Source organism: Streptomyces sp. CNZ301 (genome assembly GCF_004217425.1).
In genome coordinates this window covers 997471-1016890 of record NZ_SHLG01000001.1, presented here as the reverse complement: position 1 = coordinate 1016890, position 19420 = coordinate 997471, and the positions used below count along the sequence as shown (strand labels likewise).

At 73.7% G+C, this 19420-nt stretch carries 15 protein-coding genes; 5 read left to right on the top strand and 10 right to left on the bottom strand.

The window, feature by feature from the left end:
* Window positions 1–9: 9 nt before the first annotated feature.
* Window positions 10–588 (bottom strand): diaminobutyrate acetyltransferase, encoded by a 579-nt coding sequence (gene ectA / locus EV375_RS04615; protein WP_486588282.1) that lies wholly within the window; start codon window positions 586–588, stop codon window positions 10–12.
* A 445-nt stretch (window positions 589–1033) separates the two neighbouring features.
* Between ectA and EV375_RS04610 the strand changes: the two genes are divergently transcribed.
* The gene (locus EV375_RS04610) at window positions 1034–2125 is read left to right on the top strand and encodes an amidohydrolase family protein (RefSeq protein WP_130298309.1); all 1092 of its coding nucleotides are present in this window, start codon (window positions 1034–1036) and stop codon (window positions 2123–2125) included.
* Between the two features lie 70 nt (window positions 2126–2195).
* Window positions 2196–3641 carry an amidase gene (locus EV375_RS04605; RefSeq protein WP_130298308.1) on the top strand — a complete coding sequence of 482 codons (1446 nt, stop codon included), beginning with the start codon at window positions 2196–2198 and terminating at the stop codon, window positions 3639–3641.
* Between the two features lie 109 nt (window positions 3642–3750).
* Here the strand turns inward: EV375_RS04605 and EV375_RS04600 are convergent, their stop codons facing one another.
* Window positions 3751–4479 carry a FadR/GntR family transcriptional regulator gene (locus EV375_RS04600; protein ID WP_130298307.1) on the bottom strand — a complete coding sequence of 243 codons (729 nt, stop codon included), beginning with the start codon at window positions 4477–4479 and terminating at the stop codon, window positions 3751–3753.
* A 217-nt stretch (window positions 4480–4696) separates the two neighbouring features.
* Between EV375_RS04600 and EV375_RS04595 the strand changes: the two genes are divergently transcribed.
* The 3 genes from EV375_RS04595 (at window position 4697) to EV375_RS04585 (ending at window position 9376) form a co-directional block, all read left to right on the top strand.
* On the top strand, window positions 4697–6127 hold the full coding sequence (locus EV375_RS04595; protein ID WP_130298306.1) for an SLC13 family permease: 1431 nt from the start codon (window positions 4697–4699) through the stop codon (window positions 6125–6127).
* A 125-nt stretch (window positions 6128–6252) separates the two neighbouring features.
* The gene (locus EV375_RS04590; RefSeq protein ID WP_130298305.1) at window positions 6253–7701 is read left to right on the top strand and encodes an acyl-CoA synthetase; all 1449 of its coding nucleotides are present in this window, start codon (window positions 6253–6255) and stop codon (window positions 7699–7701) included.
* The gene (locus EV375_RS04585) at window positions 7694–9376 is read left to right on the top strand and encodes a carboxyl transferase domain-containing protein (RefSeq protein WP_130298304.1); all 1683 of its coding nucleotides are present in this window, start codon (window positions 7694–7696) and stop codon (window positions 9374–9376) included. Before EV375_RS04590 ends, EV375_RS04585 begins: the two co-directional genes overlap by 8 nt.
* 166 nt (window positions 9377–9542) lie before the next feature.
* Here EV375_RS04585 and cobC read toward each other — a convergent pair whose 3' ends face one another.
* The 8 genes from cobC to EV375_RS04545 form a co-directional block, all read right to left on the bottom strand.
* Window positions 9543–10685, bottom strand: coding sequence for an Rv2231c family histidinol phosphate aminotransferase CobC (cobC, locus tag EV375_RS04580; RefSeq protein WP_486588281.1), 1143 nt, complete (start codon window positions 10683–10685; stop codon window positions 9543–9545).
* Window positions 10669–11655 carry a sirohydrochlorin chelatase gene (locus EV375_RS04575; RefSeq protein WP_130298302.1) on the bottom strand — a complete coding sequence of 329 codons (987 nt, stop codon included), beginning with the start codon at window positions 11653–11655 and terminating at the stop codon, window positions 10669–10671. The genes cobC and EV375_RS04575 overlap by 17 nt, the downstream gene beginning before the upstream one ends.
* On the bottom strand, window positions 11652–12287 hold the full coding sequence (locus tag EV375_RS04570) for a cobalamin biosynthesis protein (RefSeq protein ID WP_486588280.1): 636 nt from the start codon (window positions 12285–12287) through the stop codon (window positions 11652–11654). The genes EV375_RS04575 and EV375_RS04570 overlap by 4 nt, the downstream gene beginning before the upstream one ends.
* Window positions 12275–13672 (bottom strand): cobyrinic acid a,c-diamide synthase CobB, encoded by a 1398-nt coding sequence (locus tag EV375_RS04565; RefSeq protein ID WP_207227980.1) that lies wholly within the window; start codon window positions 13670–13672, stop codon window positions 12275–12277. Before EV375_RS04565 ends, EV375_RS04570 begins: the two co-directional genes overlap by 13 nt.
* Window positions 13673–13676: 4 nt before the next feature.
* Complete coding sequence (gene cobO, locus EV375_RS04560) at window positions 13677–14276, bottom strand: cob(I)yrinic acid a,c-diamide adenosyltransferase (RefSeq protein WP_130298301.1); 600 nt, start codon at window positions 14274–14276, stop codon at window positions 13677–13679.
* Window positions 14276–16591 (bottom strand): putative cobaltochelatase, encoded by a 2316-nt coding sequence (locus EV375_RS04555; protein ID WP_130298300.1) that lies wholly within the window; start codon window positions 16589–16591, stop codon window positions 14276–14278. Before EV375_RS04555 ends, cobO begins: the two co-directional genes overlap by 1 nt.
* Window positions 16592–16799: 208 nt before the next feature.
* Window positions 16800–18443, bottom strand: a complete 1644-nt coding sequence (locus tag EV375_RS04550) for a cobyric acid synthase (RefSeq protein WP_130298299.1) — start codon at window positions 18441–18443, stop codon at window positions 16800–16802.
* Window positions 18440–19420 carry a cobalamin biosynthesis protein gene (locus EV375_RS04545; RefSeq protein WP_130298298.1) on the bottom strand — a complete coding sequence of 327 codons (981 nt, stop codon included), beginning with the start codon at window positions 19418–19420 and terminating at the stop codon, window positions 18440–18442. Before EV375_RS04545 ends, EV375_RS04550 begins: the two co-directional genes overlap by 4 nt.

Below are 19420 nucleotides of genomic sequence, written 5' to 3'. Positions count from 1 at the left end.
GCGGCAGTCTCAGTGCACGGTCAGCGGGTCCGGGTCCTTCAAGGACGCCAACGGGCCGATCCGGTAGAGGACCTCGGGCTCGTGGCCGCTCTCCGGGAACACTCCGGCATCGAAGAGCACCTCCTTCTCCGTCGCCGCGCCGTGGCGCTCCGCGAAGGAGGTGAAGAGGCGGTTGGAGGGAGTGTTGTCCGGGGTGACGGTGGTCTCGATCCCGTCGGTCCCCAGTTCCCGGGCCGTGCGCAGGGCCAGCCCGTCGAGCATCGCCGCCGCCAGTCCGCGGCCGCGCGCCGACTCGTCGACGGCCACCTGCCAGACGACCAGCGTGCGCGGGTGTGAGGGGCGTACGTAGCCGGTGATGAATCCGACCGGCTCACCGCCCTCGTCACGTGCGACCACGGAGGTGGCGGCGAAGTCGCGACACCACAGGAGGTAGCTGTAGGAGGAGTTGAGGTCGAGCGTCCGCGAGTCGCGAGCGATGCGCCAGAGCGCCGCTCCGTCCTCGAGTTGCGGAGCGTCGAGTGTCAGCCCCTCCGGCATTTCCCGGAAATCACTGCGGGCACGTGCACGGTCTGCTTGTGCGGCGGTCATGGGTATTAAATTTACCCAGCAGAATCCGAAAACGCACGGCGGGGTGGGGTTACGTGACGGGGCATGGTGTGTTATCGCGCGCAGGCGCACACGTGTGCCCGGGCCCTTGTTCCGTCCCGGTATTTCCGCATTTTTCCGTGCCGGCCGGGCCACTTGTGGAGTCCGTCACATTGCGGTAACGACCTCGAAGCGGGCCCGAATTTCGCCACGGTGACCTGTGAAAAAACGCAGCGTTTAAAGAAGTGGAAATCGGGAAGAAGAATACGGGCGGCTACGCTGATAATAGTTGCGAAAATGCATTCTCCCGCAACGGCTCCGATGCCGCATCTTTTCCTTCCGGGCCCTTCCGGACGCGCGAGCAATCATCACCGTGTGCATGCGTGCCACCGTACTGCCCGTGCCGGGCGGGTGCAGGGAGTCCCGTGAGTCCTCATAGGGTGCGGGCATGAGCGACCGCGGCAATCTCCACATCAAGGGGCGCGTGCTGGCAGGGCCCGAGGACATACGGGACGAACTGTGGGTGGTGGACGGACGCGTCACCTACGAGCGCCCCCCGGGTACCGGCCGGGACACCCTCAGCACCGAGGGCTGGGTCCTCCCCGGACTCGTCGACGCGCACTGCCACGTCGGTCTCGACCAGCAGGGCCCGGTGGACGAGGCCACCAGCGAGAAGCAGGCGCTGACCGAACGGGAAGCCGGTGCGCTGCTGCTCCGCGACGCGGGCTCGCCCTCCGACACCCGGTGGATCGACGACCGCGAGGACCTGCCGCGCATCATCCGCGCCGGCCGGCACATCGCCCGTACGAAGCGCTACATCCGCAACTACGCCCACGAGATCGAGCCCGGCGACCTGGCGGCGTACGTCCGTCTCGAGGCCCGGCGCGGCGACGGCTGGGTGAAGCTCGTGGGCGACTGGATCGACCGAGGCGAGGGCGACCTCGCTCCCTGCTGGCCCCGCTGGGCGCTGGAGGAGGCCATCGCCGCGGCGCACGAGGAGGGAGCACGCGTCACCGCGCACTGCTTCGCCGAGAATTCGCTCCGTGACCTGGTCGAGGCGGGCATCGACTGCATCGAGCACGCGACCGGACTCACCGAGGAGACGGTTCCCCTCTTCGCCGAGCGCGGGGTCGCGATCGTCCCCACGCTCGTCAACACCGCCACGTTCCCGCGGCTCGCGGAGGGCGGCACCAAATACCCGCGCTGGTCGGAGCACATGATCCGGCTTCACGAGAGCCGCTACGAGACCGTGCGCGCCGCCTTCGACGCGGGCGTCCCCGTCTACGCAGGCACGGACGCCGGCGGTTCCCTGGCGCACGGGCTCGTTCCCGCGGAGGTCGCGGAGCTGGTCACGGCCGGGATACCGCCCGCCGACGCGCTGTCCGCGGCGACCTGGGGTGCGCGTCGCTGGCTCGGGCGGCCGGGGCTGGAGGAGGGCGCGCCGGCGGACCTCCTGGTCTTCGCCGAGGACCCGCGTGCGGACGTACGGGTGCTGAACGATCCGCGGCACGTGGTGCTGCGGGGCGGGGTCGTCCGTTAGATGGTGCCGCGCCGCGGAGCCGGCCGGGGACCGCCCCGGCGCGCACCGGTCGGCTCGGGAGGGAACGGCGATGAGGGGAGCGGGAGGCACTGTGCGGGAGATCGTTTCGTGGGACGCGACCGAGCTGTCCCGGGCCATAGCGGAGCGCCGGGTCTCGTGCGTCGAGGTCATGGAGGCGTACCTGGAGCACATAAGCACGGTCAATCCGCACGTCAACTCCATCGTCGGCATGCAGGACCCGGAGATCTCCCTGCGGCAGGCGCGTGAACGCGACGAACAGCTGCGACGCGGCCGGTACTTGGGCTGGATGCACGGCTTCCCGCACGCCGTGAAGGATCTGACCGAGGCCGGCGGACTGCCCTGGACCGAGGGTTCACCGGTGCACGAGGACCGCGTGGCGCAGCAGGACGCGCTGGTCGTCAAGCGGCTCAAGGACGCGGGCGCGGTGGTGATCGGCAAGACGAACACCCCCGAGTTCGGGCTGGGTTCGCACACGTACAACAGTGTCTGGGGGGCCACCGGGAACGCCTACGATCCCTCCCGGACGGCCGGCGGGAGCAGCGGAGGCGCGGCCTCGGCGCTCGCGCTGCGGATGCTGCCGGTGGCGGACGGAAGCGACTACATGGGGTCGCTGCGCAATCCCGCGGCCTTCAACAACGTCCTGGGCATGCGCCCGAGTTGGGGCCTGGTGCCCACGCCCGGCTTCTCCGCGCAGCTGGGCACCGCTGGACCCATGGCCCGCACCGTCACGGATCTGGCGTGGCTGCTGTCCGTCATGGCGGGGCCCGACGGCGGTGCACCCCTGGGCGGTGCCGAAGAGGGCGGACGGTTCCGGGAGAGCCTCGAGGGCGGCGACTTCCGCGGCGTGCGCGTCGCCTGGGTCGGCGACTGGGGAGGCCGGCTGGCGACGGAGCCCGGTGTGCTGGAGGTGTGCCGTTCGTCCTTCGCCGCCTTCGAGGCTCTGGGGTGCGAAGTCACAGAGGCACGGCCGGACTTCGGGCCCGAGGAGATCTGGCGGACTTTCCTGACCTGGCGCGGGCTGGCGAACCTGGAGCGCCACGGCCTGTACTCGGACCCGGACACGCGCGGACGCATGAAGCCGGAGGCCGTCTGGGAGATCGAGCGCGGGCTGGAGCTCAGTGCGCTGGACGTCGCCGCCGCCGCGCAGTCGCGGGACCGCTGGTTCGCGGCGCTGACGGAGTTCCTCGCGGAGTACGACTACGTCCTCGCCCCGGCCGCGCAGGTGTTCCCGTTCGACAAGGAAGCCCGCTGGCCCGAACGGGTCGGCGGACGGGAGATGGACACCTATCACCGGTGGATGGAGACCGTGGTGCCGTGGACGCTGGCCGGGGTGCCGGCGGTCGCCCTGCCCGCCGGGTTCGGCGAGGGCGGCCTGCCGATGGGCGTCCAGCTCATCGGCAGGCACCGCGGCGACTTCGGGCTGCTGCGACTGGCGCACGCCTACGAACGGGAGACACGCTGGGTGGAGCGGGTGCGGCCGGCGCTGCTGGGCTGAGGGGCCGGGAGCGCGCGAAGTGCTCCGGGGGACGTTCGACGGCGACGTCCGAGCTGCCGGGCAGCGCGTCGAGTTGGGCGGGGTGGGACGGGTGCTTCCCGGACGGACGTCAGCGGTCGGGCTCGCCCTTTCCGTCCTCGTCCGGATTCCACTCCAGCAGGCGGACCTTGGCCACCGTACGCACGTGACGGCGCATCGCCGCCGCCGCGCCCTTCGGGTCGCCTCGCTCGATGGCGGCGAGGATGCGCGCGTGCTGCTCAAGGGAGCGGGTGGGGCGCCCGGGCTGGCGAAGCGACTCGTTGCGGCTCTCGGCGACCGGCTCGGAGATCGAGCCCATGAACTCCGCGAGCAGAGTGCTGTGTCCGGCGGCGGTGACGGCCGCGTGGAAGCGGCGGTCGCCGTCCACGCCGTGGCCCCCTGCCGAGATGTCGGACTCCATGGCACGCAGAGCGGTGCGCATCGCCTCGACGTCCTCGTCGGTGCGGCGCTCCGCCGCCAGTTCGGCGAGCTTCGTCTCCAGCGCCTCGCGTGCCTCGAGCACGTCGGGCAGGCGCCTCCGGCGCTCCACGAGCCGCTCGACGGGCTCCGCATCGAGTGTGTCGCGCACCAGATAAGTGCCGCCGCCGTGACGGGTCTCGACGAGCCCCTGCACCTCGAGGACGACCACGGCCTGCTTGACGGAGGAGCGGCTCACTCCCAGCCGCTGGGCGAGTTCGCGCTCGGGCGGAAGGCGGTCGCCGGTGCTGAGTTCGTGATCGACGGCGTAGGCACGCAACCGGTCCAGAACCTGCTCGTACAGGCGTGGACGGGTCATCGGTCGCAGCGCGTCGTCGGTCATGCGGCCCCCTCTGCCCCCTGAGTTTCCTGGCCTGGAGCGTAACACCGCAGTTGAGTGGCCTGACGGCCCGGTGGCCAAGTGGCTGGGCCAATTTTTGCCCGAGGCATTGACACCCGGCAGATCGGCGGGGATTTTGGTTCAGCCACTTGGCCATTGCGCCACTTTGGCCGTCTCAGATCCGCTGTCCGCCCTCCGGCGCCCAAGGACGGGAGCCCTCATGTCCGCCGAACTCATATCGATCCTGGTGCTGGCGGTGATCTTCGTCGTCGCCACGACCCGCTCCGTCAACATGGGAGCCCTCGCCTTCGCGGCAGCCTTCGGCGTCGGCACGCTGGCAGCGGGCTTCGACGCGGAGAAGGTGTTCGCCGGGTTCCCCGGCGACCTCTTCGTCGTCCTCGTCGGCGTCACCTACTTCTTCGCCATCGCCCGCGCCAACGGCACGACCGACTGGCTCGTGCACGCCGGGATCAAGGCGGTGCGCGGCCGCATCGTCCTCATCCCGTGGGTGATGTTCGCGGTCACGGGCGTGCTGACCGCCATCGGCGCGGTCAGCCCCGCGGCGGTCGCCATCATCGCGCCCATCGCGATGGGCTTCGCGGCGAAGTACCGCATCCACCCGCTGCTCATGGGCGCGCTCGTCGTGCACGGAGCCCAGGCGGGCGGCTTCTCGCCCATCAGCATCTACGGATCGACGGTCAACAGCATCGTCGCCAGGGAGGGCCTGCCCGGCAACGAACTCGCCCTCTTCGCCGCCAGCCTCGTCGTCAACCTCGTCATCGCCGCCGTCATCTTCATCGCCTGCGGCGGCATGGGCCTGCGTGGAACCAGGGCGGAGGACGCCGCGGACGAGGGCGGCGGCCCGGGCACCGGCGGCGCACAAGGCACCGGCGGCGCACCCGGCACGCGCGGCGCCTCCGGAGGCTCCGGTGCCCCTGCCGCCGCAGGGGCACCGGCCGGCGGCGCAGGCACCGCAGTGGTGACGCAGACCCGCGAGAGCACCGGCCCGGACCGCTCCGGCGGAGCCGGCGGCGTGCCCGACGGTGCCGAACGCCTCACCCCCGCACGGGCGGCCACGCTCACCGGCCTCGTCCTGCTCGTGGTCGCCGTGCTCGGCTTCGACCTCGACGCGGGCCTGACCGCCATCGCGCTGGCCGTCGTGCTCGCCGTCATCTGGCCCGCCGACAGCAAGAAGGCGATCAACGGCATCGCCTGGCCGACCGTCCTCCTCGTGTGCGGCATGCTCACCTACGTCAACGTCCTGGACGAGATGGGCACGATCGAATGGGCCGGCGAAGGCGTCGCCGCCATCTCGCTCCCGCTGGTCGCCGCGCTGCTGTTCTGCTACATCGGCGGGTTCGTCTCGGCCTTCGCATCGTCCACCGGCATCATCGGCGCACTCATCCCGCTGGTCGTGCCGTTCCTGGAGAAGGGCGAGATCGGAGTCGTCGGCATGGTCGCCGCGCTGTCGGTGTCCGCCACCGTCGTCGACGTCAGCCCGTTCTCCACCAACGGAGCGCTGGTACTGGCGAGCGCCGAAGAGACCGACAGGGACCGCTTCTTCCGGCAGCTGATGATCTACGGCGGCGTGGTGACCGCCGCCGTGCCGGCACTGATCTGGCTGACCATGGTCGTGCCCGGGTTCGGGTGACCCGTACCCGGGCACCGGGACCGTGAGGAGGCGGCGGCACCCGGTCCGCGCCCACAGCCGCAGCGGCCGCTACGGCCGCACAGCCCAGAGACCGCACCGCGAGCAGGACCCTGTGAGGAGCCCCCGTGTCCACCCTCTTCCCGGCGCTGACCCGCCCGTCCGACAAGACCGCTCTGCGGTTCGGCGAGCAGACCCTCACCTACTCCGGACTCGCGGGCGTGGCGGGGGCGCTCGCCGCGGAGCTCACTCCCGGGCGCAGGGTCGCCGTCTGGGCCACCCCCACCATGGAGACGAGCGTCGCGGTGGTCGCCGCGCTCCTCGCCGGAGCACCCGTCGTCCCGCTCAATCCGAAGATCGGCGAACGCGAACTGGCCCACATCCTCGGCGACAGCGAACCGGGCCTGGTACTGGCCGAGGGCGGTGCGGAGCTTCCCGCCGCGCTGGGCGCGCTGCCGCGCACCACCGTCGACACCGCCGTCCGTACCGGGCCCCGGCCCGCCACCGCCGCGCTCCCCGCCGAACCCGGCGAGGAGTCACCGGCGGTGATCGTCTACACCTCCGGCACAACCGGGCCGCCCAAGGGCGCCGTGCTGCCCCGCCGCGCCCTCACCGCCACCCTCGACGCGCTCCGGGACGCGTGGCAGTGGACGGAGGAGGACGTTCTCGTGCACGGCCTTCCGCTCTTCCACGTGCACGGGCTCATCCTGGGCATCCTCGGCCCGCTGCGCCGCGCCGCCACCGTCCACCACCTCGGGCGCTTCTCCACCGACGGCGTGCGGCAGGCCCTGGAAAGCGGCGCCACGATGCTCTTCGGCGTGCCGACCATGTACCACCGCATCGCCGAAGAGGTGGGCGGCGACGCGCAGTTGGCCAAGGCGCTGGCCGGTGCCCGGCTGCTGGTGTCAGGGTCGGCCGCGCTGCCGGTGCACGACCACGAGCGGATCGCCGCCGCGACCGGCCGTCGCATCGTCGAGCGGTACGGCATGACGGAGACGCTGATGAACACCAGCGTGCGGGCCGACGGGGAGCCCCGTGCGGGCACGGTGGGCGTCCCGCTGGACGGGGTGGAGCTGCGGCTGGTCGACGAGGACGGCCGGACCGTCGAGGCCATGGACGGGGAGACGGTGGGCGAGATCCAGGTCCGCGGACGCAACCTCTTCACCGAATACCTCAACCGGCCCGACGCCACGGCCGAGGCCTTCGACGGCGGATGGTTCCGTACGGGCGACATGGCGACGCGCGACCCCGACGGGTACGTACGGATCGTCGGCCGCAAGGCCACCGACATCATCAAGAGCGGCGGCTACAAGATCGGGGCGGGCGAGATCGAGAACGCGCTGCTGGAGCACCCCGATGTGATGGAGGCCGCCGTGACGGGCGAGAGCGACGACGACCTCGGCGAACGCATCGTCGCGTGGATCGTGCCCGGAGCCCGGCGCCCCGGAGAGCAGGAGCTGGCCGACCATGTGGCCGAGCAGCTCTCTCCGCACAAGCGGCCGCGTGTCGTGCGCTTCCGCGAGGCGCTGCCGCGCAACGACATGGGCAAGCTGATGAAGCGGGCGCTCCATGAGTGACACGCCCCGCGACGGCCGTGAACCCGGCCGCGACACCGGCGCGGAACCCGGCGGCCGACTCGGCTCCTCGGCGCGCGCCGCGATCCGGGCCGTCGCGTTCGGCTTCTCCGAGTTCGAGTCATCCGCGCCCGGCGCGGCCGGGCCGGGCGGCCGCGAGGAGCCGGACGGGCCGCTCGACTGGCACGGTTACGGTGCCGCACGCGAGCGGGCGCGTGAACGCACAGGCGAGAGCGATTCGGTGGTGTGCGGTACCGCCCGGATCGGCGGCGGAACGGGAGGCGGCGACGACGGCGACAACGGCGACGGCGACGGCGGGGACAGCGTTGGCGAGGACAGCGCCGCCGGGGTGGAAGCGGTGCTGATCTCCTTCGATTTCGGGTACCTCGGAGGCTCGCTCGGCGCGCGCACCGGCGACCGCATCGCCGCCGCCTACGAGCATGCCCGGGAGCACCGTCTGCCGCTGGTGTCGCTGATCGCCACCGGTGGCAGCCGCATGCAGGAGGGCATGGTCGCCCTCAGCCAACTCCAGCGTGTGGCACGGGAGTCGGTCCTCGCGCGCCGCGCCGGGGTGCCGCAGCTCGCCGTGCTCCGCGACCCCGCCACCGGCGGCGGCTGGGCGACGCTCGGCGCCGGCGCGGACGTGGTGCTTGCCCTGCCGGGGGCACAGGTCGCCTTCGCCGGCTCCCGGGTGCGGCCCGGGGACGCCGACCCGGCCGCCTACACGGCGGAGGGCCAGCACGCCGCGGGACACATCGACCAGATCGTGGAGGAGACGCGGCTCGCGGCTTCGCTGGAGCGCTGGCTCACCCTGCTGACCGGCCGCTCCGGTGGCCCGGCGCCGCCGCCGCAGGCGCTGCCGCCCCGCCCCCCGTCCTCGCTGCCGCCGACGCACGCGGCGACCTCACCGGGCCCGAAGAGCCCCGGGACCGCGGAGGCACTTCAGAGCCCGGAGACCGCGGAGACCCCGCAGCCCCCTCAGACCCTGCCCGCCGGAGCCCTTCCCGCAGGCTCCGGCCGCGGGGACGCCCCGGCCGTCCCCCTGAGCGGGCAGGAGGCGGTGGCGCGTGCTCGTACCGCTCAACGGCCGCGCGCCGCCGCCTACTTGGACGACTACTTCGACTGGCACGAGGAGGTGCGCGGAGACCGGTGCGGCGGCGTCGACGCGGGAATGGTGTGCGGCTTCGGGCGCCGCGGCGGCCGGACGATCGCCTACGCGGCACAGACGGGCACCGCCACCCGCCCCGCCGGTTTCCGCACCGCGGCCCGGCTCATCCGTACCGCCGACCGGCTGGGAATCCCCGTCCTGACCCTCATCGACACCCCCGGGGCCGCCAACGACGCCGAGGCCGAGCGCGCCGGCGCCGGACCGGCGATCGCCGAGGTCTTCGCCGCCGTCGCGGAGGCAGCGGTGCCCGTGACCTCCCTGCTGATCGGGGAGGGCGGCTCGGGCGGCGCGCTGGCGCTCGCCGCGCCGGGCAGGCTCTGGGTCACGCCCGACAGCTATTTCTCCGTGATCGCGCCCGAACTCGCGGCCGCGATCCTCAAGCGCGCGGAGCAGGAGGCGGCCGCGACCGCGGACGAGCTCATGCTGCGCCCCCAGGACGTCGTGCGGCTGGGTGTCGCACGGGCGGTCGTCGTGCCACGGGACGGAGCGTCGCAGAGCGACGCCGCCTGAACCGGCACGCCTGAACCGGCGCGGTTTCACACCCGGACGTTCCCGCCGGGGACGCCACCGGGCGCCCTTTCATGGCGGACTGCCCCGGATCACCCGGGTTGTCGGCCGGGCTTCGCCCCTGCCGTTCGCGCGGGACTTCGGGGTGCTCCTGGCCGCTGCGTGTTCCTCAGCCGCCCCCGCCGGGTACGGGCGTGCCGGGTGCCTGCGCGTCGCCGCCCAGCAGTTCGCGGAGCGCCGCTGCCAGCCGGTCCGTGCACTCCTCGTCCCGCACGGCGATGCGGAGCCACTGCGTCCCCAGCCCGGGGAAGGTGTCGCCGCGCCGCACCGCGAGACCCAGCGACCGCAGGTCCTCGCGGAGTGCCGCGGCACGCGGATGCCGCACCAGGACGAAAGGGGCCTCCGGCGAGCCCTGCACGTCCAGGCCCGCGGGCGCGAACTCGCCGAGCCGCGCGAGCAGATGGCCGCGGTCACGGGCGACCTGCCGCGCCGCCTCCTCGGCCTCCGCAAGCGCGTGCGGTTCGCAGCACGCCTCCGCCGCGGTCAGGGCCGGAGCCGACACCGGCCACAGCGGCTGGTGCCGCGCCAGCCGGTCGACCGTCGCGGGATCGGAGAGGACGTACCCGATGCGCAGACCCGCCAGGCCCCAGGTCTTGGTGAGGCTGCGGAGCACCACGACGCGGCCGGGAAGCGGCGTGCGCCCCGGGCGGGGGGCCAGCAGCGGCGCCAGGGACTCCCGTTCGCCGGGCACCGCGTCGATGAACGCCTCGTCGACGACCAGCGTCCGCCCCTCCCGCGCCAGTCGCAGGAGAGTCTCCGCAGGATGCAGCACGGACGTCGGGTTGGTCGGATTGCCGACGACGACGAGGTCCGCGCTCGCGGGCACGGCCGCGGCATCGAGCCGGAACGCGTCGCCGGCGTTCAGCAGCACGCGTTCCACGTCGTGCCCGGCGTCCCGCAGGGCTGCCTCCGGCTCGGTGAACTGCGGGTGTATCACGACCGGTTGACGCGCGGTGAGGGCGCGGGCCAGCAGTACGAACGCCTCGGCCGCCCCGGCGGTGAGCAGCACCTGTTCGTCCGCGAGACCGTGCCGGGCCGCCACGGCCCGGCGGGCGGCACGGCCGTCGGGGTAGGCGGCCAGCGAGTCGAGCGAGGCTGCGATGCGGTCCTTGAGCCAGCGCGGGGGAGTGCCCGTGCGGACGTTGACGGCGAGGTCGGTCAACTCCCGCCCGCCGTCTCGTACTTCGGCGTCGCCGTGGTGCCGGAGGAGCGCCGCCTCCCTTGCCGTCCCGCTCTCAGTGGGAGTGCGCATCGCCATCGGCATCGTGCTCGGCACCGTTCGACTTGCCGTGGCCGTGGTCCTGCGACGGTCCTTGCCCGGCCCGGAGGCCGTCCTCGTGCGGAGGGAAGGACGGCTGCCCGGCCGGCTGCCCGCTTCCCTCCCCGGAACCGGGCGGCGTGACGGGGTGGACGGAGGCCTCGCAGCACGCCCGCGACCCGCCCCCGGCCGCCTCCCGGTAGCGCTCCAGAACGACGTCCGCCAGTTCGCCGGTCGCGCCGATGACGCCGGCGTACACGACGTCCACGTCGGGGTTCGCGGCGGACCAGCCCTGCGCCTGCATGCGGGCGCGCTCCGGGAGGCCCTCCTCGAAGATGAAGTACGGGAGCAGCACGACCCTCTTCGCGCCCAGCTTGCGGCACCGGTCCAGGCCCGACGCCACGTCAGGCGCGGCGAGAGAGACGAACGCGACCTCCACGCCCGCGTATCCGCGTCCCTCCCACAGCAGCCGCGCGGCCTTGTGCACCTCGGCGTTGGCGTCGGGCTCGGTCGAGCCGCGCCCGACGAGCAGCACCGTCGTGCCGGCGCGGTCGCCGGGGGAGCGGGCCGCGCGGCCGCCGGTTCCGGTGCCCCCGTCCAGTGCCTCCTCGATGCGGCGCTCCAGCACCGGCAGGAGTGCCGGGTGCGGGCCCGGTGGCCGCCCGTAGGTGCAGGAGATGCCGGGGTGCCGTTCCTCCTCGCGGGCCAGCGCTGCGAGGATGTCGTCCTTCGCGCGGCGGTCGGGGGTGAGCATCAGGGGCACCGCCGCGAAGCTGCTCACGCCACGCTCGACGAGCCCGGCGACGGAGTCGGCCGCCGGCGGGGACAGTTCGCCGAAGCCGACGGCCACGGCTATGTCCGGGTTGCGCTCGGCGAGGTCGCCGGCGAACGACCGCAGGTCCTCGGCGTCTTCGCCGGCATGGACGCCGTGACCGACGAGGAGGAGGGCGGGAGGGTGCGTCACGGGTTCTCCTTGCTGTGCTGGGTGTCCCTGGTGGGGACGGTAGTGCCCGGCGTGCCGCTCTCGTCACCGGCGTTCGGTGAACTCCCCGTGCGGGACGAGGACGTGGGAGCGGCGGCCCTCGCCGAAGCGCGCTTCGCGGAGACCTCGCCGCCGGCCGCAGGGCTGCACGCCCGGCCGCGGCGTGCCACGGCTACGGTAGCCCTGGCCGGAGAACCGTTCAGGGGCGCGGACTTGGCCTTGGGCACGATCAGCAGGCCGCCCTCACCGGCGGCGGCGAGGGCGGCGGCCTCCGCGACGGAGGGCGTGCCGACGGCGGCCCGCGGCGCGTCGGAGGGAGTCGGCACCTCGACGGCGGCGAGGACGTCGGCGGGGTAGGCGCGCAGCGGCAGTCGCAGCCGGTCCGCGGCCGCGAGCAGCCCCGGTTCACCCGCTTTCGCCTCGGCGGTCGCCAACTCCGTTACGCAGGACAGGGAAAGCCCCGCACCGTCGAGCACCCGCCGGATCAGGCCGATCACTTCGCCGCTGCCCACGCCCCGCCCGGCACCCACTCCGACCACGAGCGACGGCTCACGCGGCACGCCGTCGTCCGTGCCCTCGCCCGGGCCGGTTCCCGTGCCGGTCAGCCCCGGCACGGTACGCACTTCTCCACGAACCGGCGGGCCATCACGGGCGCGGCGGCCCAGTGCACATGCAGATACGACGCGTGGACGTTGCCGGAGGGACCGCCCACGAAGCCCTCCTTGCGCCGCTCCGGGCGCACCAGACCCCATGCGGGTGTGGAACCGGCGTGGGGTTCGAGCGTGGTGCGGTGGAACTCGTGCCCTCGCACCCGCAGTCCGGCCGGCGCCAGAACGCTGTCGTCGATGGCGACGGCCTCTCGGTAGCCGAGCGTGAGCCGCCCGGTCATGCGGGCCGCGCCGTCCAACACCCCGCACATCTCTTCCCCGTCCAATTCGGCGGCCAGGTACAGCATTCCCGCGCACTCGGCCGCCACGGGGCCCCCGGCGGCCACGAATTCGCGCACCGCCAGGCGCAGTGGCTTGTTCGCCGACAACTGCGGCCCGTACACCTCGGGGAAGCCTCCCCCGACGACGAGCCCGCGCGTGCCCTCGGGCAGGCTCTCGTCGCGCAGCGGATCGAAGACGACGGTCTCCGCGCCGGCGGCCTGGAGCAGTTCGGCATGCTCCGCGTAGGAGAAGGTGAAGGCGGCGCCTCCGGCGACGGCCACAAGGGGCCGCTCGCCGCGGGGCACCGAAGGAGTGCCGCCGCCCACTTCGGCCGCCGCCTCCCACGGTGTGACGGGCAGCGGGGGAGCGCTGCGCGCCAGCGCGAGCAGCGCCTCCATGTCGCAGCCCTCACGCACACGGGCGGCCAGCGCGGCCACGGACTCCACCGCCTCGGCCTGCCGTTCGGCGGCCGGCACCAGCCCGAGATGCCTGGACGGCGTGTCCGCGCCGGCGTCCCGGCGAAGCGCGCCCAGCACCGGCACACCGGAGCCCTCCAGCGCGTCCCGCAGCAGAGCCTCGTGCAGGCCGGAGGCCACCTTGTTCAGCACGACGCCCGCCACCCGCAACTCCGGGTCCCACGACGCGAATCCATGCACCAGCGCGGCGACGGAACGAGACTGCGACGAGGCGTCCACCACGAGCACCACCGGCGCCTTGAGCAGCTTCGCCACCTGCGCGGTCGAGGCCAGGTCACCCCCGCCAGCGGCACCGTCGAACAGGCCCATCACACCTTCCACGACGGCCAGTTGGGTCCCGGCGGCCGCGTGCGCGAAGAGAGGTGCGATCCGCTCGGGGCCGCACAGGTACGCGTCGAGATTGCGCCCCGGGCGGCCGGTGGCCAGGGCGTGGTACCCCGGATCGATGTAATCCGGCCCGGCCTTGTGCGCGGAGACGGTCAGACCCGCCTCCGTGAAGGCGGCCATCATCCCCGTCGCCACCGTCGTCTTGCCGCTCCCGGAGGACGGCGCCGCGACGACGAGACGCGGAGGGTTCACGCAGCGCTCGCTCATGCGCTCACCACTCGATGCCCCGCTGGCCCTTCTGGCCGGCGTCCATGGGGTGCTTCACCTTGGACATCTCCGTGACCAGATCGGCCGCGTCGATCAGTTTCGCGGACGCGTTGCGGCCCGTGATCACCACGTGCTGCGCGCCCGGACGCTCGCCCAGCACCGACACCACCTCGTCCGTGTCGATCCAGCCCCAGTGCAGCGGGTAGGCGAACTCGTCGAGCACGTACAGGCGGTAGGTCTCGGCGGCCAGGTCGCGCTTGACCTGCTCCCAACCCTCGCGCGCCGCCTCCTCGTTGCTCATCTCGCCGTCGCGCTGGATCCAGGACCAGCCCTCGCCCATCTTGTGCCAGTCGACCGTGCCCCCCTCACCGCTCGCACCGAGCACCCGCAGGGCACGCTCCTCGCCGACCTTCCACTTGGCCGACTTCACGAACTGGAACACCCCGATCGGCCACCCCTGGTTCCACGCGCGCAGGGCCAGACCGAACGCGGCCGTCGACTTGCCCTTCCCCGGACCGGTGTGCACGGCCAGGAGCGGCCGGTTGCGGCGCTGGCGTGTGGTGAGTCCGTCGTCGGGTACGGAGCTGGGCTGTCCCTTCGGCACTATGCGGCCCTCCGAGTCTGTGGCTGTGTGTGCGGGGAATCCGAAGCGGCGGATGCGGCGGCGGGCGCCGTGGCGCCGGCGCGCGGGTCCGTCGCGTGCCGTACGAGGTCCGTGACCGCGTCCGCGCGCAGCTCCTCCAACGTCACGGCGCTGCCCCCCAGATCGGCGGCGAGCGCGCCGGCGAGCCCGAGCCGCACCGGCCCGGCTTCGCAGTCGAGGACCACCGACGCCGTGCCGTCGGCCGCCAGCAGGCGCGCCGCGCGCCGCGCGCGCTCCACGGGCTCGGCACCGCCGGTGGCCCGCCCGTCGGTGACGGCGACCACGAGCGGACGGCGGGACGGATCGCGCAGGCGCTCCACGCGCAGCACCTCGCGGGCCTTCAGCAGCCCCTCCGCCAGGGGCGTGCGGCCTCCGGTCGGCAGCGACTCCAGCCGCGCGGCGGCCGCTTCGACGGACGAGGTCGGCGGCAGGGCGACCTCCGCACCGGCCCGGCGGAAGGTGACCATGCCGACCTTGTCCCGCCGTTGGTAGGCGTCCAGCAGCAGTGACAGCACGGCACCCTTGACGGCGCCCATCCGCTGCCGTGCGGCCATCGAACCGGAGGCGTCCACGAGGAAGAGGACGAGGTTGCCCTCGCGGCCCTCCCGCACGGCCTCGCGCAGATCGTCCCGGCGCAGCAGCAGCCCCCGGCCGTCACGTCCGCGTGCGCGCTGGTGCGGTGCCGCGGCCTGCACGGTGGCCGCGAGATGCAGCCGCCCCAGCGTGCCCCGCGGCTTCCGGGCGCCCGTGGTGCGGCCGTGCGCGGTACGGGCCCGGGAGCGGTTGCCGGCCGCGCCCTCGCCCAGGCCGGGGACGTAGAGGGTACGGGCGCGGAAGGGCGCGGCGGGCTGCTGCGGCGCCGCGCCGCCGGAGGCGCCCGGGGCTGGGCCCGGGTCGTCCTCGTCGTCCTGCGTGTTCGGGCCGTCCTCGGCGGAGGCGGCCGGCGGCGACGGCTGTTCCTGCGGTGCTTCCTGCCGCTCGTTCTGCGGCTGCGGCTGCTCACCGGGCGGGGACGTCTCCTCGTCCGGGCTCCCGTCGGGCTGCTGCGGGGGCGGGGTGCCTCCGCCGTCGGGCCCGTCGGGCCCGTCCGGGTTGTCAGGGCCGGGGTCGGGGTCGTCGCCGTCGTCGGGACCGGAGTGCTGCTGAAGGGTCTCGTCCAGCATGTCCTCGTCCAGCCCCGGCGCGTCGAACGGGTTGCGCCTGCGCCGGTGCGGAAGCGCCAGCAGGGCCGCCTGCCGTACGTCCTCCTCCCGCACATCGGTGCGGCCCGACCAGGCGGCCAGCGCCGTGGCGGTGCGGGCCATCACCAGGTCCGCACGCATGCCGTCCACCTCGAACGCTGCGCACGTCGCCGCGATCTGCCGCAGCACCCCGTCGCCGAGCCGCACCTGGGGGAGCAACTCGCGTGCCGCGGCGATGCGTTCGCGCAGCGCGTCCTCCTCCGCCGCCCACTCCGCCGCGAACGCCGCGGGATCGGCGTCGTAGGCGAGACGGCGGCGCACGACGTCCACGCGTTCGTCCGTCTCCCGGGAGGCCGTCACCTCCACCGTCAGCCCGAACCGGTCCAGCAACTGCGGGCGCAGTTCGCCCTCTTCGGGATTCATCGTGCCGACGAGCAGGAACCGCGACGCGTGACGTACGGACACGCCCTCGCGTTCCACGTACGAGGAGCCCATGGCCGCCGCGTCCAGCAGCAGGTCGACAAGGTGGTCGTGCAGCAGATTGACCTCGTCGACGTAGAGCACGCCGCGGTGTGCGTCCGCCAGCAGACCAGGCTCGAACGCCTTCACACCCTCCGAGAGGGCCCGTTCGATGTCGAGCGCCCCCACAAGACGGTCCTCGGACGCGCCGACGGGCAGCTCGACGAGGTTCGCCGCACGCATCTCTCCCCCTGCGCCGTGCGGCGCGGGAGGTACCCCCACCCCTGCGCCGTGCGGCGCGGGAGGTACCCCCACCCCTGCGCCGTGCGGCGCGGGAGGTACCCCCACCCCTGCGCCGTGCGGCGCGGGAGGTACCCCCACCTCGTCTCCGAACTCGTGCGGCCCGTCGGGACATCCGGGATCCGGCGCCGCCGGGTCGCAGGAGAAGCGGCATCCGGGAACGACTCGCTGCTGCGGCAGCAGCGAGGCCAGGGCCCGGACGGCGGTGCTCTTCGCCGTGCCCTTCTCGCCGCGTATGAGGACGCCGCCGATGGCGGGGTTCACCGAGTTCAGCAGCAGTCCGAGCTGCATGTCCCGCATTCCGACGAGCGCGGTGAACGGGTAGGGGATGCTCATGCCCTCTTCTCTCCTCGGGGCCGGTCTTCGTGCGTGCGGTGCCCGCGGTGCGGGGAACCGTGTGCGGGAGCGTGAAGGTGCGTGCCGCGGGGCCGGCCGTGTGCGGCTCGGCCGCCGGCAACCGCCGTGCGCACGGCGGCCGTTCGCCGTTCTCCGGGCCGCCGCGCGGCGCTCCCCGGGCTGTTCGGGCGGCCGTTCGGGTCAGCTCTCATGCGGTCCCTCCCGCGCGTGGCGCCGCTTCGGGCGCGCCCGGTACGACGAAGGGCAGGCCCGGCGGCGGCCCGTCCTCGATCAGCCGCAGCAGCGCGTCCGTGTCGGCGTGTTCCTCGATGAGGTCGCCCAGGTTGTCCAGTTGCTCCTCGCGCAGCGCCGCGAAGTCCGTGTCCGGCGCCGGTACGAACCCGGAACGTCCCGCGTCGGAGGCCACCCGGCGCAGGAAGGCCCGCCGGAAGCCGTCGCTCTCCAGCGACCCGTGCCAGTGGGTGCCCCACACGGCTCCGGACCGGCAGCCGTCCTGGTTTCCGCCGTCCACGCCGGTGAACACGGCGTCGCCGCCGAGCACTTCGGCGACGCCGTGGTGGATCTCGTAGCCCTCGGCGTACTCGCCCAGGGCCCGGCCGGAGGGACGGGCGAGCGTTTTCTCGCGCGCGAAGCGCACGCGCACCGGCAGCAGGCCCAGCCCCTCCACGGTGCCGGCCCGCGACTCGATCTCGTCCTCGATCAGCTCGCCCAGCATCTGGAAGCCGCCGCAGATGCCGAGGACGGGCAGGCCTTCGGCCGCGCGGCTGCGCACCGCGTCCGCGAGTCCGCGCTCGCGCAGCCACGTCAGCGCCCGCACCGTGCCGCGGGTGCCCGGGAGTACGACCAGGTCGGCGTCGGTGAGTTCCTCGGGGCGGTCCGTGAACCGCACGACGACGCCGGGTTCGGCGGCAAGTGCGTCGACATCGGTGAAGTTCGACATCAACGGCACCGGCACGACCGCGATACGCAGCACGTCGCTGCCGTGCGCCGGGGCCGGCGCGGACTCGCGGACGGTGCCGCGGAGGGACACCCTCAGCCCGTCCTCCTCGTCGATGCCCAGCCCGTGCCGGAAGGGCAGCACGCCCAGTACGGGCCGCCCAGTCAGCCCGTGGAGCATCTCCAGGCCGGGCTCCAGCAGCCTCACGTCGCCGCGGAACTTGTTGACGACGTAGCCCGCGAGCAGTTCCTGGTCCTGGCCCGCCAGCAGCGCCGTCGTGCCGAAGAAGGAGGCGAAGACGCCGCCGCGGTCTATGTCCCCGACGACCACGACGGGCAGGCCGGCGGCCCTGGCCAGGCCCATGTTGACGATGTCGGTGCGGCGAAGGTTGATCTCGGCGGGGCTGCCGGCGCCCTCGCAGATCACCGCGTCGTGCGTGCGCCGCAGCTCGGCTAGGCAGTCCGTGACCGTGTCCAGCAGCCGCTCCTGCCTGCCGGAGTGGTAGCCGCCCGCGCTCATCTCGCCGACAGCCCTGCCGAGCAGCACGACCTGGCTGCTGCTGTCGCTCCCGGGCTTGAGCAGCACGGGATTCATCAGAGCCGTCGGCTCGGTGCGGGCGGCGGCAGCCTGCATGGCCTGCGCACGGCCGATCTCGGCGCCGTCCAGCGTCACGTACGAATTGAGCGACATGTTCTGCGCCTTGAACGGTGCGACCTTCAGGCCCTTGCGCGCCAGCCAGCGGCAGATGCCCGCCGTCACCACGCTCTTGCCCGCGTCTGAGGTCGTGCCCGCGACGAGCAGTCCGCCGCCGCTCCCGCGCGTGTCCCGGCCTCGCACGTGTCCGCCGGCCGTCCCGCCCGGCACGTGTCCGCCGTACTCACCGGCCGCCGTCATCGAGTCCGCCTCTCGGCCCGGCGTTTCCCGTCCGCCCGGCACTTCCTGCCGAGCGCACCGGCCACCGAGGTCACCAGCAGCGCCAGCGCGCCGACCCGCCGCGAGAGACGGACCGCTGCCGCGATGTCATCCGAACGCACGGCGCGGCCGGGGGAGTTGAGAACCGGCCGGTGCTCGATGCGTCCCCCGTAGGTGAGGGTGCCGCCCAGACGTACGCCCAGCGCGCCCGCGAACGCGGCTTCGACAGGGCCCGCGTTGGGGCTGGGATGCCTGTGCGCGTCGGCGCGCCAGGCACGCAGCGCCCCACGCGGCGACGGGCCGGCGAGCGCGGCCAGAGCGGCCGTCAGCCGTGCGCCCGGCCATCCGGCGGCGTCGTCCATGCGGGCTGCCGCCCAGCCGAAGCGCAGGTGACGCGGCGACCGGTGACCGAACATCGCGTCGAGCGTGTTGACCGCGCGGAAGGCGGCCATGCCGGGGGCCCCGGCGACCGCCCCCCACACCAGGGCGCCCACGACGGCGTCCGAGGTGTTCTCCGCCACCGACTCCACGACGGCCCGCGCGATGGCGTCCCGGTCCAGCGCCTGCGGGTCGCGGCCGCACAGATGCGGCAACAGCCGCCTCGCGCCCGCCACATCACCCTTCTCCAGGGCATCGGCGACGGCGAGGGCCTCCCGGCGCAGCCCGGTACCGCCCAGCACGGTCCAGGTCACCGCGGCGTCGACGAGGGTTGAGCCACCCGTGCCGCCGAGGATGCGTGCGGTGCGCGAGAGCGCGGCGACGGCGGAGACGGCGCCGGCGACGCTCAGCGCGGTGTGCAGGGCGCCGGCCCCTCTGTGGTCCCGCCACAGGGCGCGCTCGGCAGCGGCGGCGGCCCGGCCGAAGGCGGCGACCGGGTGCCCGCGACGGGGGTCGCCCAGCAGCGCGTCGCCCAGCTGACCGAGGGCCGCGCTGCAGATGTGGGCGCGATGAGCCCGCAC